This is a genomic window from Algoriphagus sp. SE2 (assembly GCF_039563885.1).
GTDB lineage: Bacteria > Bacteroidota > Bacteroidia > Cytophagales > Cyclobacteriaceae > Algoriphagus.
This window is the reverse complement of the sequence record NZ_JBCLWJ010000028.1, coordinates 1-15,328: the sequence shown is the minus strand read 5'-3', so window position 1 is coordinate 15,328 and position 15,328 is coordinate 1. Positions and strand designations below refer to the sequence as shown.

Annotated in this window: 14 protein-coding genes; 7 read left to right on the top strand and 7 right to left on the bottom strand. The window is 37.9% G+C overall.

Annotated features, from left to right (window positions below):
- Positions 1–40: 40 nt before the first annotated feature.
- Positions 41–1,639 (bottom strand): aminopeptidase P N-terminal domain-containing protein, encoded by a 1,599-nt coding sequence (locus AAGF08_RS19625; RefSeq protein WP_343513119.1) that lies wholly within the window; start codon positions 1,637–1,639, stop codon positions 41–43.
- Between the two features lie 108 nt (positions 1,640–1,747).
- Between AAGF08_RS19625 and pafA the strand changes: the two genes are divergently transcribed.
- Positions 1,748–3,379 (top strand): alkaline phosphatase PafA, encoded by a 1,632-nt coding sequence (pafA, locus tag AAGF08_RS19620; RefSeq protein ID WP_343513118.1) that lies wholly within the window; start codon positions 1,748–1,750, stop codon positions 3,377–3,379.
- A 50-nt stretch (positions 3,380–3,429) separates the two neighbouring features.
- Here pafA and AAGF08_RS19615 read toward each other — a convergent pair whose 3' ends face one another.
- Complete coding sequence (locus AAGF08_RS19615) at positions 3,430–4,593, bottom strand: homogentisate 1,2-dioxygenase (RefSeq protein ID WP_343513117.1); 1,164 nt, start codon at positions 4,591–4,593, stop codon at positions 3,430–3,432.
- A gap of 135 nt (positions 4,594–4,728) precedes the next feature.
- On the opposite strand from AAGF08_RS19615, the gene AAGF08_RS19610 reads away from it, so the two are divergent.
- Together AAGF08_RS19610 and AAGF08_RS19605 are read left to right on the top strand one after the other, a co-directional pair.
- Positions 4,729–5,532 carry a glycoside hydrolase family 16 protein gene (locus AAGF08_RS19610; protein WP_343513116.1) on the top strand — a complete coding sequence of 268 codons (804 nt, stop codon included), beginning with the start codon at positions 4,729–4,731 and terminating at the stop codon, positions 5,530–5,532.
- Between the two features lie 3 nt (positions 5,533–5,535).
- A complete protein-coding gene (locus tag AAGF08_RS19605; RefSeq protein ID WP_343513115.1) occupies positions 5,536–6,192 on the top strand; it encodes an MCP four helix bundle domain-containing protein in 657 nt (218 codons plus the stop codon).
- On the opposite strand, the gene AAGF08_RS19600 is transcribed toward AAGF08_RS19605, so the two are convergent.
- The 5 genes from AAGF08_RS19600 to AAGF08_RS19580 are packed head-to-tail and all read right to left on the bottom strand — an operon-like array spanning position 6,193 to position 11,557.
- Positions 6,193–7,101 (bottom strand): sugar phosphate isomerase/epimerase, encoded by a 909-nt coding sequence (locus AAGF08_RS19600; RefSeq protein WP_343513114.1) that lies wholly within the window; start codon positions 7,099–7,101, stop codon positions 6,193–6,195.
- A gap of 58 nt (positions 7,102–7,159) precedes the next feature.
- On the bottom strand, positions 7,160–7,717 hold the full coding sequence (locus AAGF08_RS19595; RefSeq protein ID WP_343513113.1) for a gluconate 2-dehydrogenase subunit 3 family protein: 558 nt from the start codon (positions 7,715–7,717) through the stop codon (positions 7,160–7,162).
- 17 nt (positions 7,718–7,734) lie between these two features.
- A complete protein-coding gene (locus AAGF08_RS19590; RefSeq protein WP_343513112.1) occupies positions 7,735–9,414 on the bottom strand; it encodes a GMC family oxidoreductase in 1,680 nt (559 codons plus the stop codon).
- 28 nt (positions 9,415–9,442) lie between these two features.
- A complete protein-coding gene (locus AAGF08_RS19585) occupies positions 9,443–10,315 on the bottom strand; it encodes a TIM barrel protein (protein WP_343513111.1) in 873 nt (290 codons plus the stop codon).
- Positions 10,316–10,321: 6 nt separating this feature from the next.
- Positions 10,322–11,557, bottom strand: coding sequence for a nucleoside permease (locus AAGF08_RS19580; RefSeq protein WP_343513110.1), 1,236 nt, complete (start codon positions 11,555–11,557; stop codon positions 10,322–10,324).
- A 253-nt stretch (positions 11,558–11,810) separates the two neighbouring features.
- On the opposite strand from AAGF08_RS19580, the gene AAGF08_RS19575 reads away from it, so the two are divergent.
- The 4 genes from AAGF08_RS19575 (at position 11,811) to AAGF08_RS19560 (ending at position 15,326) form a co-directional block, all read left to right on the top strand.
- Positions 11,811–12,980 carry a Gfo/Idh/MocA family oxidoreductase gene (locus AAGF08_RS19575; protein ID WP_343513109.1) on the top strand — a complete coding sequence of 390 codons (1,170 nt, stop codon included), beginning with the start codon at positions 11,811–11,813 and terminating at the stop codon, positions 12,978–12,980.
- A 90-nt stretch (positions 12,981–13,070) separates the two neighbouring features.
- The gene (locus AAGF08_RS19570; protein WP_343513108.1) at positions 13,071–14,123 is read left to right on the top strand and encodes a sugar phosphate isomerase/epimerase; all 1,053 of its coding nucleotides are present in this window, start codon (positions 13,071–13,073) and stop codon (positions 14,121–14,123) included.
- Positions 14,124–14,146: 23 nt separating this feature from the next.
- Positions 14,147–14,572: a c-type cytochrome gene (locus AAGF08_RS19565; RefSeq protein ID WP_343513107.1), complete on the top strand. Its 426-nt coding sequence runs from the start codon at positions 14,147–14,149 to the stop codon at positions 14,570–14,572.
- Positions 14,573–14,576: 4 nt separating this feature from the next.
- Complete coding sequence (locus AAGF08_RS19560; RefSeq protein WP_343513106.1) at positions 14,577–15,326, top strand: DUF1080 domain-containing protein; 750 nt, start codon at positions 14,577–14,579, stop codon at positions 15,324–15,326.
- The last annotated feature ends 2 nt before the right edge of the window (positions 15,327–15,328 follow it).

Here is a 15,328-nt window from a genome sequence, read left to right as displayed (position 1 = left end):
AAATATCGCCTTTGCACCTTTGCGGGAACTATTATGAAAATCAATTAATTTCAGGGAGCACCCAGTTTTCCAATACACTAGGAATTCGCATCATTTGCTCAATAGCGCTGACAGTTCTTGGGGCATCACCCGATAGATTAATTGGGCCAGTAGAAGTCACTAAAATATCATCTTCGATTCGCACAGCAATCCCCCACCATTTCTTATCACAGGGAGAGCCTTCGGGAATATAAATTCCGGGTTCAACAGTAATAATAGCACCTTCTTTAAGTGGACCTCTTGATCCTCGGTCGTGTACGTCTAGCCCAACATGATGGCTAGTACCATGCGGAAAATAATTATGGGATTGACCTGGTTTGATAATTCCCAATTCGGCTAAACCCTCATTGATGATCCTTCTGGTTTCTTCTCCTATAGTTGCAAAATCAGTTCCCACAGTACTCAGCGCTATTCCTGCATCTTGGGATTTTAATACCAATTCATAGATTGCTTTTTCCTCCTCATTGAATTTTCCATTCACTGGAATAGTTCGGGTCACATCTGCTGTATAGCCTTTCCACTCCGCACCCAGATCCATCAAAAGAAGCCTATCACTGATATTCTCCATATCATTTTCTATGTAATGGAGAATACATCCATTATTCCCAGCACCTACAATGGATGGATACCCAACATCTTCTGCACCATACCTTTTGTAAATAAATTCATGAATCCCCTGAATCTCTCTTTCTGACATTCCTTGCTTTGCTGCTTTCATGACCTCTATTTGTCCAATGGCAGAAATCTTTGCAGCAGTCCTCATTAACTCCTGTTCTTCAACAGTTTTTACTTCTCGAAGCCCTTCCATTATTTCAGTCATAAGAAATAGATCAACTTTTTGTTCCGGTAATTTTTCTTTCACTGCCATTCGCTTTTCCGGAGAGTCCGCGTCTAAAAAATCTTTTAAAACAGGGTCGTCCTCTACCTCAGGATATCGTTGTTTGGCCCTATCTATTATTTGAGCCACATTTGCAGAATTCTGAATATCTGTAGCTCTAATCATCTCATAAATTTGGAGATTGATTTGGGAAACGTCATTAGGATAGCCTGAAGATTCTTTAAATGCACTGATCATTTCTATCAAACCTGCATTTGTATTACTGCCTTCAATGTTTTCAGATAAATCAAAGGTTAAAACTTTGTCGAAAGGACTAAAATCCAATTTTTGGTTTCCTGTAAATTCTTCATATAGAAATACATCTTCAAAACCCAGCATTTCCTTCACTCCATCAACTCCAAGTCTTTTCCCATTCCACATTTCAGCTCTTGGATCTCTTGGCTGTACAAATATTAATTCGTCCGACGATTTTCCATTTAAAGCTCGCATTTCACTGAAGATTACTAATACAGCATTTGGCTCTCTCAATCCTGTTAAATAATAGAAATCGGTATTTGGATGGTAGATATAGTCCACATCGTTGGATCTATTCTTGACAGGATTGTTGAAAATAACAGCGACAGAATTAGGAGGCATCTTACTCCTAAAAGCACTTCTTCTTTCTTTATGCCAATCACTACTCAGCGCATTTTCAAAAAAAGATTGAGCTATTGAATTGAAGGCGATAGTTAAAAGAAAAAATATAATAAGGGACCTTTTCATAAAATAATATTGTTTTAGAATCCTAATCTCACATGTTTTGTCCATTTAAAAAAGTCTTATTTAACAGATTGTAGCATATCCTTATCTTTAGGTTCAAATTAATATATCATGAAAAAAATCGGAATCTTATTTTTCCTCGTTGTTTTCGCAATCGCGCCTCTTCTGGCTCAAAACAATGCTAAAAAACCAAAACTGATTGTCGGCATTATAGTGGATCAAATGCGACAAGAATACCTATACAGGTTTGCAGATCGATATAAAGAGGGTGGATTTAAAAGATTAATGAATGACGGCTTTATGATGAAGAATGGTCATTACAATTATATCCCAACCTACACCGGTCCAGGTCATGCTTCTGTGTACACTGGGACCACGCCAGCTACGCATGGCATTATTAGTAATAGCTGGTATGTACGAAGCCTAGATGGAGCTCTCTATTGTGCTGAAGATTCTACTGTCACGGCAGTTGGAGGAACTGAAGGGAATGGAAAAATCAGTCCAAGAAATTTATTAACTACTACAATCACTGATGAGCTGAGATATTCTTCAAACAAAAGGTCAAAAGTAGTAGGAGTTGCAATCAAGGATAGAGGTGCAAGCCTTCCAGCAGGACACTTAGGAGATGCTTATTGGTTTGATAGTAATAATGGAGAATTCATGACATCCACTTATTATTATGATTCTTTACCTTCATGGGTTCAGAATTTCAATGAAAAGAAGGTGGCTGAAAATTACATCAGTCAGACCTGGAATACCCTTTATCCTATCGAAACATACAAACAAAGTATTGATGACAACAATGCTTTTGAATCTCCATTTTCAGGTAAAGACACCCCTACTTTTCCATATGATTTAGCCACATTAAAAGAGATAAACGGGGGATTAGGTCTTATTGCCTCCACTCCTTACGGGAATACTTTAACGCTGGATTTTGCAATCGCTGCTATTGAAGGTGAAAACTTGGGAAATCGCGGAGAGACAGATTTTCTTGCATTGAGTTTTTCTTCACCTGACTACATAGGCCATAGATTTGGACCAGCCTCCAAGGAGGTAGAAGACAATTATTTGAGATTGGATTTAGAATTTGAAAGACTTCTTAACTACCTCGATGAAAAAATAGGTGAAGGTGAGTATTTAATTTTTTTTACAGCTGATCATGCCGTTGCCGAAGTAGCAACTCATATGATAAGTGAAAAAATTCCTGCAGGAAATCTAAATAATAGCTATATCAATGCACAATTGAAAGGGTATACTCAAAAGATCTATGGAGAAGGAGATTGGATTAAAAGTTTATCTAATGAGCAGATATTCCTAAACCATGAGTTAATTAGAGAAAAAGGGGTAAATCTAAGGGACATGCAGGAAGACCTTGCAAACTTTCTATTAAAGTTCAGAGGCGTCAAAGAGGCATATACTGCCTATGCAATGAAAAACTTTGAATTTACTCAAGGAAGAGCAGCGAAACTTCAAATGGGGTACAATCACAAATCTTCAGGAGATGTGTTGTTAATTCTTGAGCCTGGCTGGCTTACTGGCGGTGCACGAGGAACTTCTCATGGAACTGGTTATTCCTACGATACCAATGTCCCAATGATATTTTATGGTTGGAATATACCAAAAGGCGAAAGCTCTCGATATGCTTCCATCACAGATATTGCACCCACACTCTCTATGATGTTAGATATCAAATTACCAAATGGGGCAACTGGTCAACCAATAACTGAAATTACAGACAAATAGACTAGTAGATGCAATCAAAAAGAGCCTGAATTTAAATTCAGGCTCTTTTTTTATTCTGTCCAACTCATAGGATAATTTTCATCAACAAACTCTAAAGCCTCCTTAGTAATTTGAAGCGATTTAAAGGTATCTAGCATTACAGCATATTCTTCTGTAGATTTTGCTCCAATCGATTTTTCTACAGTACCAGGATGGGGCCCATGTGGCAAACCTCCCATATGAATGGTAAAAGAGCCTCTATCAATTCCTTTCCTACTCATAAACTCTCCTTCTGCATAATATAACACTTCATCCGAATCAATATTGGAATGATTGTATGGAGCTGGAATGGCCAAAGGATGATAATCAAATAATCTTGGTACAAATGAGCAAATCACAAAACCCCATGCCTGAAAAGTCTGGTGTACCGGTGGTGGTTGATGAATTCTACCTGTGATTGGTTCAAAATCATAAATAGATAAAGCATAAGGGTACAAATATCCGTCCCATCCTACAATATCCAATGGACTATGGCCATATGTATAAGGATGAAGCATTCCTTGTTTTTTTATCTGAATCAGATAATCTCTTTTCTCAGTTTCGATGTGAAGAGCCTCCGGTGTTCTGATATCCCGCTCACAGTATGGTGAATGCTCCAATAGCTGCCCTACTTCATTTCTATATCTTTTTACAGTTTCAATAGGACCATGGGATTCAATGACCAAAAGCCTCAACGGCCCCTCTTCCTTAAATTCAAATCGATAAATAGTAGTTCTAGGTATAACTATGTAATCCCCTTTTCTTACAGTCAATTTTCCAAATTGAGAATACAATACTCCTTCTCCATCATGAACATAGATAAGCTCGTCGCCATCAGCATTTTTAAAATAGAAATCCATTTTGCGCTTTCTAGGCGTACAAATTCCCATCATGACATCCGAATTCATCATGAGAATTTTTCTGGCACTCAGATAATCTTCCCCCGTTATATCTACGCCTGAAGTCTTCAAATGCGTTTGACTTAAACCATGTTCCATAGCTGGCTCCGATGAATACGGAGTTGGAGTACCAATGGATTTAACCTGATTGGGATTATTGATATGATATAAATTTGAATAGATTCCGGAAAAACCTTTAGAACTCACCAATTCTTCTTTGTATAGAGTGCCATCAGGTTGACGGAATTGAGTATGTCTTTTAGGAGGTATTTCTCCCAACCGATAATAATATGCCATTTTCTTTGGGTTTATATACGAGTAAAATTACAAATAATGTCCTTACAATGGCAATTCAAATTTTGACTTGCCTCTAGCGATAAAAACACTACTTAATTATTTAAGTTTTTGTATTTTCCCGTTATTATTAAATCTATGAAAAAGTTTAGCATTCTGTTTCTACTTCTGATGAGCAATCAGATTCTAGCCCAAAAGACAAAACTAATTTGGGCTGATGAATTCGAAAAAGATGGGTTACCCAATCCCAAAAACTGGAGCTACGATATCGGTGACCATGGTTGGGGAAATCAGGAGCTACAATATTATTCTGAAGCTAAACTTGAAAATGCAAGAGTGAAAGATGGAATATTAATAATTGAAGCAAAGACAGACTCGAACTACCCAAAAGGCTATACGTCTGCCAGATTAGTTTCAAAAGGAAAAGCCTCCTGGAAGTATGGTTATATAGAGGTAAAAGCAAAACTTCCTACAGGAAGAGGAACTTGGCCCGCAATATGGATGCTTCCAGAAGAAAATAAGTTTGGTGGCTGGCCTTCAAATGGCGAAATCGATATCATGGAACATGTCGGATTTGACCCGGGAAAAGTACATGGTACAGTACATACGGAAGCTTTTAACCATAAAATTGGGACTCAAAAAGGAGGCTTCATAATGGTTCCAGAATTCAATACTGAATTTCATATTTATGCAATTGATTGGACCAAAGAGAAAATTGATTTCTACATCGATAATTCGCTATACTTCACATTCGATAAATCAAAAGATGATTATAAGGAATGGCCGTTTGATCAGGCTTTTCATGTAATCCTTAATATTGCAGTTGGAGGAGGATGGGGAGGTCAGCAAGGTATTGATCCCAATATCTGGCCACAGAAAATGGAAATAGATTACGTCCGGGTTTACAATCAAAAACCTAAAATCACCAGTTTGAATAAATAAAAAATGATGAATAATTCAGGGTTAAAGAAGAAAAGATTTCAGGCTATTGCCATAATTTCAGTCCTTTTACTTATGATTTATGGGAAAAACCTAACTGAAAGACAGGCATTTAAAAGTATTAGCAGGACTTTTACAGAGGTTTATAATGACAGACTTGTGGTCGAAGGGTATATTTTCCAGATTTCTGACAGATTATTTTCTATTCAAAAGCTTATTGATCATTGTAACCTCGATTATGATTATTCAAGAGTAATCAATGAGATCCAAGGTCATGAAAAAGGAATCATGGACTTAATCATTGATTTTGAAAAAACTAATTTGACCGTGGAAGAATCAGATTATTTAGAAGATTTTAAACAGATTATCCAAAATGATTTAAATATCAAAAGTTATGAATTACTCTACATGGATTCAACAGGAGTAAATACCATTCAGGTAAAACTATATGATCAAAAAATTGCTTTAGCCAAATCCGACCTAGAAAACCTGAGTAAGATTCAAATGGATGAAGGACAAAAGCTAATCAGCAAAGCTAAAGTTCAAATAAACCGATCTCAGATTTGGGCTCAATTTGAAGTAGCTTTACTGATCATTTTGATTATTGTTATTTACATTTTCCTTTTTAGAAAGCAACCTAAAAAACAGGATATTTTCTCTTGATCAGAACTCAAAAGAATTTTTTAAGTAAATAGCATTCTTCTCGGCGGCTTCCATCGGGTTTGTGCCAACAAACCGCTCTTGTTCAACAATAAAATATTCCATTCCCAGATCAATTGATTCTTTCACGATGTTGGTAAATGGTATTTCACCTGATCCAAATAGAACGCCCCTTTCTTCCCCGTCACCTTTGTCTGCTTCTGCGTCTTTTAGATGACAAAGCTTAAATCTTCCTGGATATTTGGTTAAATACTCCGCTGGATTAAACCCAGCTACATGAACCCAATAAATATCCATTTCGAAATCTACTAAAGCCGGATCGGTGTTCTCCAGCAATACATCCTGAGGAACCAGACCTTCCAGATTTACAAACGTGTAATCGTGGTTATGGTAAGCGAATTTAAGACCGTGAGACTTTAATGTCTCAGCAGCTTTGTTAAACTTATCTGCAATAATTTTATACTCATCGATAGTTTTTTGGGGTCCAATCCAAGGACAGATCAAATATTCTAAACCAGCTTCTTTTGCATTTGCAGCTTGTGCATCTAGATTCTCAAAAACATTGGCATGAGACGCAACCATTTTCACGCCTAAGTCAATAGTCAAAGTTTTAAATTCAGCTGGTTCCATTCCCCACAGCACTCCCTTGCCTCCATCAAACCCTTCAAATTGTCTATAGCCAAATCCAGCCAATGCTGTCATAGTTGCCTTGGGATCTTTAGCCATTTCATCTTTCACAGAATATAACTGGATTCCAAAAGATTGTAGCTTGGACTTTTTTTCTTCCGATGTACCAGACAAGCTTTGTTGCTCTTCTTTTTCTGTAGGTGAACAAAATTGCAATGGCATAAAAGCAGTGCCTAATCCAAGCATAGTTCCCACTTTAATAAATTTTCTTCTTGGGTTTTTCATAACATGAAAAAGCCCGCTCAGTAAGTAGAGCAGGCGTTTTTTGGTTTAAATTAATTCTTTAAATAGCATATGCTTTATCTCCGGGATTATATGGAATACATGGATCAAATCTTCCAGGAACTTCAACATAATTCAATGCTTGGGTAGCACCGATCTCTGAAGTAAAATATCCTAAAACTGTTAAATCCTTCAGCATATAAATCACCTCAGGCTTACGATCGCCACTAGCTTTTGCTGTTTCATACATTTTATTCAAATATGCTGTTCTTTCCTCTGAGGAAGCATCCACAAATGCTTTCCCATTTTCAGCTTTAAACTCCTTGTTGATGGTATTTAATCCATCGACAAACGTTTTCTGTTGGTTGGCATCATAACAATCTTTAACCATCATCACCATAAAAGAACCGATTCCCACAGCTTTTGCCCCGGGTGTATCGGTGGTAGGGATAATCGTATCTCCAATCTCATCGAGGAAAGCAATATCCTCAGGCTTAAAATCCAAGCCTTCGATTTGGTTTTCTGGAGTACAACCTGTCAGGATCGCTGTGGCTCCTACCATGGTTCCTCCCATCATCAGAACTACGCTTTTTAATGCGTCTCTTCTATTCATAGTCATAGTTTCCGTCGTTTAAATTAGAGATTTCCTTTTTTCAATTCATCAACTGCGAACGCAGCAGCTCTGGCAGTTAATGCCATGTAAGTCAATGATGGATTCACCGCTGATGCAGAAGTCATACACGCTCCGTCAGTAACAAACACGTTTTTAGCTTCCCAAACCTGGTTATTCCCATTTAGAACAGAAGTTTTGGGATCTCTACCCATTCTTGCTGTACCCATTTCATGTATACCTTGACCAAAGGTATATCCAGCATCATATTCTTGAACGTCTTTAAAACCCGCAACTTCCAACATTTCGGCGGCATCTGCCATCATGTCTTTACGCATTTTGATTTCATTGTCCTTTATTTCGGCATTCATTACCAATGCCTCCATTCCCCATTTATCTTTTACAGTATCACTTAATTTGATTGTATTTTCATGGTAAGGAAGGATTTCTCCAAAAGCCGTGATTCCCATAGACCATGGTCCTGGTTTGGTTAAAGCTTCTTTTAATGGCGCACCAAAATTAAGTTCAGCTACATCTCTACTCCATCCACTTCGGCTTGCTCCTCCCTGATATCCAAATCCTCTAAGATAATCTCTCTTATCTCCATTTACATTTCGGAATCTTGGTATGTATAGCCCTGTTGGCCTTCTTCCAAAATAATATTTATCGTCATACCCTTCCATGGTACCTCTTGCTCCTAATCTAAAGTGGTGATCCATCACATTATGTCCAAGTTCACCGGAACTACTTCCCAAACCTCCTGGCCAAACATCTGTGGCAGATTTCATTAGAATTCTGGTGGAGTTGAATGCTGAAGCACATAAGAAAACAATCTTCGCGTCATATTCTACGGTTTGATTTGTTTCTGCGTCCAAAACCTCTACTCCAGTAGCTTTTTTAGTATCCTTATCATAAATAACTCTTGTCACAATAGACCAAGGTCTTAATGTGAGATTTCCGGTAGCTACTGCTGCAGGTAAAGTAGAAGCTTGGGTACTAAAATATCCTCCGAAAGGACATCCAAGAGAACATTTGTTTCTATATTGACAACCAGGCCTTCCTGGAAGTGGTTGAGTAATATTGGCAGGACGACCAATAGTCCAAGTTCTTGCTCCTTTATAATGTGCTTTAATTCTTTCCGCGGCATCTTTTTCCACACAGTTCATCGGCATAGGAGGCATAAATTCTCCATCCGGCAAAACATCTAACCCATCTTTTGACCCGGAAACACCTGCGAATTTCTCTACATAAGAATACCAAGGTGCAATATCCTTATATCTGATAGGCCAGTCTACTGCTATTCCCTCTTTCAAATTTCCTTCAAAATCCAGGTCTGACCATCTGTAAGATTGTCTACCCCAAAGTAGTGATCTTCCTCCTACTTGGTATCCTCTAAACCAAGTAAAGGGTTTTTCTTCCACATACGGAGAATCATCTTCGTGAGCCCACCAATCCAGGTTTAACTCATTTAATACATAATCCCTTCTCAAGTTCGGATGATTTTCCAATTGTTCCTGAGTTCTTCTTCCTCTATGCGGTACTTCCCAAGGAGGAAGCGTAGCTGTTTTATAATCTTTTACATGCTCTACGTTAGGCCCTCTCTCCAACATGAGAACCTTGAGGCCTTTTTCGGTAAGTTCCTTTGCAGCCCAACCTCCACTTATCCCGGAGCCAACTACAATTGCATCATATGCTTGATTTGCCATAAATTATGGTATTTGTTAGTTATTTGGTTTATACGTCACAAATTGCAACTCCCTCAGCAAGGGATGCAATTTTATCTTCTTTTTTGGGAATAAATTCATGGGAAACATATCCATTATATCCCGTTGCTAAAATAGCCCTCATTACTGCAGGGTAATTAATTTCTTGATCATCACCTAATTCATTTCTACCCGGATTTCCTGCAGTATGGTAATGACCAATATATTCATGATAATCCGTAATATTTCTGATCAGGTCACCTTCATCGATTTGCATGTGGTAGATATCAAATAATAATTTGAAATTAGGGCTACCTACTCTTTTACATAACTCAACGCCAAAAGCAGTTCTATCACATAAATAATCAATATGATTAACCTTACTATTCAATAATTCCATTTGAATCATAATCCCATGCTTCTCTGCAATAGGCATGATTCTTTCGAGGCCAGCTTGACAATTTTTTAATCCTGTTTCATCATCCATTCCTCTCCTGTTTCCAGAGAAGCAAATCAGATTTTTATATCCTGCTTTTGCTACCAAAGGAATGACCTCGGTGTAATTTTTGACTAATTGATCATGAAATTTGGTTTCTCCAAACCCATCTACCAGGTTGATCTCCGCACCATTACACATAGAAGAATCCAACCCATGTTTTTTTAAAATTTCCCAATCTTTTGGGCCAATTAAATCGATTCCCTTGATGCCAATTTTCTTTGCTTCTGCGCAAAAATCATCCAAGCTGTAATCAGGAAAACACCAATGGCAAACCCCATGATTAATATTACCTTTCAGTTCCACCGGCATGCTATTTTTTGAATCGAAACTAGTTAGAGTTCCAAGTGAAGCGCCTCCAACAAGCATTTTTTTGAACGAAGAACGTCTTCCAGAATCAAATGTCATCTATGTTTAATTTAGGTTATTAGGGTAAGATTTTTTTTCTTCTTTAAAAAAAGAAATGAAAAATAGCAAAACCATCACGGAAATACCAGAAGGAATCAACCAAATTGACCTCCAATCATGATTTCCATTTAAATCTGCATAGTTTTCAGAAATCAAACCAGCAATCCAAAACCCAATTAACATCCCAACTCCATATGTCGCTAGGGTAATCATGCCCTGTGCAGAGGACTTATATTTTTCTCCTGCATGTGAATCCGTATAAATCTGACCACTTACAAAAAAGAAATCATAACAAATCCCATGTAATACAATTCCGAGCAATAGCATCCAAACTCCTGAATCTACATTGCCAAAAGCAAATAGTAAATACCGCAAGGCCCATGCTATCATAGCTACAATCAATGTCTTTTTTACTCCGAACTTTGAAAAGAATACTGGAAGAGCTAACATAAAAACCACTTCAGAAACTTGCCCAAATGCCATTTTACCGGTTGAATTTTCTAATCCAATTTCAGTCAAAAAAGGACTGGTATTTTGGTAATAAAATGCCAACGGAATACATATCAAAATGGAAGAGATAAAGAAAATGGCGAAATTTCTATGTTTTAAAAGAGATAACGCATCTAATCCCAATGCTTTAGAAACTGAGAATTCACCTGAAAGTTTTCCTTTAGGAGGGGTCTTTGGAAGAGTAAAACTATAAAAACCCAAAAATATCGACATCGCTGAAGTTACAAGTAGCGTGTATTTGAGTAAACCTTGACTCAAACCCTCCTGACTATCCCATCCAAATAAGCTGATCATCACTCCTGCAGCTATCCAACCCACGGTTCCCCAAACACGGATGACAGAAAATTCTTTTTCCGGGCTTAGCATTTGATTAAAAGAAATGGAATTAACCAGTGCCAAAGTTGGCATGAACAATATCATATACCCTAAAAGGACCGGGAAGAAAATAGCGAATTCGGACGTATTATAAAGCCAATACATAAGGAGCCCTCCAAGGATATGGATTATACCCAGGATTTTTTCTGCATTAAAATATCTATCCGCTATCATCCCCACGATAAAAGGAGCTATAATAGCCCCAAAAGACTGGGTTGAAAATGCCAGGGAAATTTCAGAATCCTTAGCTTGTAAATTGGACCCTAAAAATGTCCCCAGAGTTACAAACCATGCTCCCCAGATAAAAAATTCTAAAAACATCATAAATGAGAGCTGTAACTTGGTGATTAATTTCATTTTAAACAGAAGTTAAATGGATGAGATTTATAGTATTTAAGGGATGAAAGTTTAAATTTTTATCAATTTACTGTATTTTGAGCAGCTCTAAAGCAGTTCAGGCTTCAGGAATTATGAAGATTTCAAATAGCCACTCATAACTTGATGAAGCTATTGATCAATTTATCAATCGACTCAGTTAAAGTACAAAGGATTTTCAACTTAGAATCAATTAATTCAATCTATTAAAACCAGAAAAATCTATTCTTTGCCCATGAATAAATCAAAAAAACTTAAACTAGGACTAATAGGTGGAGGCCCAGGGTCTTTTATTGGAGCTATTCATTTGAATGGAGCTTTAATGGATGGTATGTTTGAGCTAGCAGCTGGTGCGTTTAGCTCAAACCCTGAAAAATCAAAAATCAGAGGAGAGGAATTAATGCTTCCTCCCGATCGTGTTTATAGCAGTTACGATGAAATGTTTGAAAAAGAATTACAATTACCGGAATCTGAAAGGATTGATGTGGTTTGTATTGTAACTCCAAACAATGTTCATTTTGACCCTACAGTCAAAGCACTTAAACATGGCTTTCATGTAGCATTAGATAAGCCTTTGACGCTTAATTATGCTGAAGCCAAGGAACTTTATCATGTCGTCAAAAATTCTGAAAAATTATTTTTATTGACACATACCTATTCGGGGTATCCAATGATTAAGCAAGCCAAGCAAATGATTGCCAATGGTGAAATTGGCAAAGTGAGAAAAGTATATGTGGAATACCCTCAGGGATGGCTTTGGAAATTATTGGAAACGGAGAACAATAAACAGGCAGCTTGGAGAACCGACCCCAAAAGAAATGGTTTAGCTGGATGTATGGGTGACATCGGAACCCACGCATTCCATATGGCAGAATATGTAACCGGGGAAAAAGTAAGTCAAATTTGCGCAGACCTATACATAAAAATTGATGGTAGACCAATAGATGATGATGGCGTTGTTTTAATGCGATTCGAAAATGGAGCCTCAGGTGTTTTGATGGCATCACAAACAGATACCGGAGCAGAAAACAATTTAAAGATTCGAGTCTATGGAGAAAAAGGAGGCTTGGAATGGGAACAAGAGCTAAACAACACGTTACTTGCTCGCTGGCCTGACAAACCAGATCAAATCTATCGAGCAGGAACAGGCTATTTGGGTTCATTGGCAAATGAAAACACAAGAACTCCAGCAGGACATCCTGAGGGATATGTCGAAGCCTTTGCTAACTTGTACAGAAATTTTGCCAGATGTATTTATGCTCAAAGAAATGGAGAAACCCCACAACCAGAATGGGAAGATTTCCCAGGAATTGAGGATGGAATCAGAGGTATGGCTTTCATTGATCATGTATTGAAAAGTAATAGTTCTGATCAAAAATGGACGCCATTTGTAGTGGAAAAATAAATTATCAAAAACTCAAAAATCAAACCGAAAACCAATCAGTCCCCCTAGAGTTATAATTTAGGATTGAGTTGGTAAAAACTAAAATTCAATATGAAAACTATTAAAGGACCTGCCATTTTTCTAGCACAGTTTGCAGATGACAAAGCTCCATTTAACAACCTTAAAAACATTTGTGAGTGGGTAGCTGGTTTAGGCTATAAGGGGGTACAGATACCATCCTGGGACGGCAGATTAATTGACCTTCAAAAAGCGGCAGAAAGTAAAACTTATGCTGATGAGATAAAGGGTATTGTGGAATCTACAGGTATGCAGATTACAGAATTATCAACACACCTTCAAGGGCAACTAGTAGCGGTTCACCCGGCATATAATGAATTGTTTGATGGTTTTGCACCAGCAAACCTTGCCGGAAACCTCAAGGGAAAAACAGAATGGGCTACCCAGCAATTGATGTATGCTGCCAAGGCATCTCAAAACATGGGATTGACTGCCCATGCAACCTTCAGCGGAGCTCTTATGTGGCATACTGTTTACCCTTGGCCACAAAGGCCAGCAGGATTGGTAGAGACTGGCTTTACAGAACTTGCAAAAAGATGGACTCCAATATTGGATGAGTTCGATAAAAATGGAGTGGATGTATGTTATGAACTACATCCAGGAGAAGATCTTCATGATGGAATTACTTTCGAAATGTTTTTAGATAAAGTAAATGGACATAAAAGAGCGAACATTCTTTATGATCCAAGTCACTTTGTGTTACAATGCTTAGATTACTTACAATTCATTGATTTCTATCATGAAAGAATCAAAATGTTCCATGTAAAAGATGCTGAATTTAACCCGACAGGTAAGCAAGGTGTATATGGCGGATTCCAGGGATGGATAGAACGAGCCGGTCGATTCAGATCTTTAGGAGATGGACAAGTTGATTTTGCAGGTATTTTTAGCAAACTTTCGCAATATGATTTTGATGGCTGGGCAGTACTCGAATGGGAATGTGCAATTAAACATCCTGAACAAGGGGCAGCAGAAGGAGCTCCATTTATTGATTCTCACATTATAAGAGTTACGGAAAAAGCATTTGATGACTTCGCGGGAGTAGGAGCTGATGAAGCCTTTAATAAGAAAATTTTAGGGATTTAAATAACAATATTAATTACATAAAAATGAAAATCACAAAACCATTAAATCTTGGACTCGCTGCACTGGCTGGGTTGGCTTTCGCATGCGGAGGCGGAGAGAAATCAGCTGAATCAACAGCTGCGGTAGAAACTGCACCTGCAGAACCTGCAAAAGAAATGAGTCTGGAAGAAATGTATAAGGATGATCCTGTATATATTAAGGGTCTTGCCAAATTAAAAACGTCCGACTGTACCTCCTGTCATATGGTAGAGAGAAAAATCGTGGGTCCATCATATGCTGATGTAGCTGCGAAGTATGAAAATACCGAAGAGAATATCAACATGCTAGCAGAGAAAGTCATAGCTGGAGGAGTTGGTGTTTGGGGAGAAGTACCAATGCCTCCACATCCTAATGTAACCCTTGAAGATGCAAAGGATATGGTTGCATATGTTCTGTTATTGAAGAAATAAGAAAATGAAAAAAGGATATTTGGCTATAGCTTTGGTAGCAGGATTGTTAGCTTCAAGTTCAGCTCAAATCAAATCAACTGAATCAGAAAATACAGAAGCGATGGAAGAAGTTCCAACTGTACAATCTGAATGGATCCCATTATCTGATGGTGCCACATTTGCAGGCTGGCATAAGTATGGTGGTGGTGAAGTTGGAAATGCTTGGAAAATCGATGAGGAGGGAGCCATTTATCTGGATGCTGCCAATAAGGACGGTTGGCAAACAGGCGATGGAGGCGATATTGTTACGGACGAAGAGTTTGAGAATTTTCACTTCAAATATGATTGGAAAATAGCTCAAAACGGGAATAGTGGTGTCATCTTTTATGTTCACGAAGCTCCAGAATATCAATATCCTTGGAATACTGGAATGGAAATGCAAGTTTTGGATAATGAAGGGCACCCAGATGCAAAAATCATCAGTCACAGAGCAGGAGATTTATATGATCTCATCGTAAGCAGTGAAGAAACAGTTAAGCCTTGGGGGGAATGGAATCATGCCGAGATAATTGCAGATCATGGCAAACTTGAATTAATCCTTAATGGAACAACTGTTGTCAAAACCACGCTTTGGACTCCTGAATGGGAAGCTTTGATTGCTGATAGTAAATTTAAGGACATGCCAGGTTTTGGAACCTTTAAGAAAGGTAAAATATCTCTCCAAGATCACGGAGATGTTGTTTACTTCAAAAACTTATTGATCAAAAAATTATAATC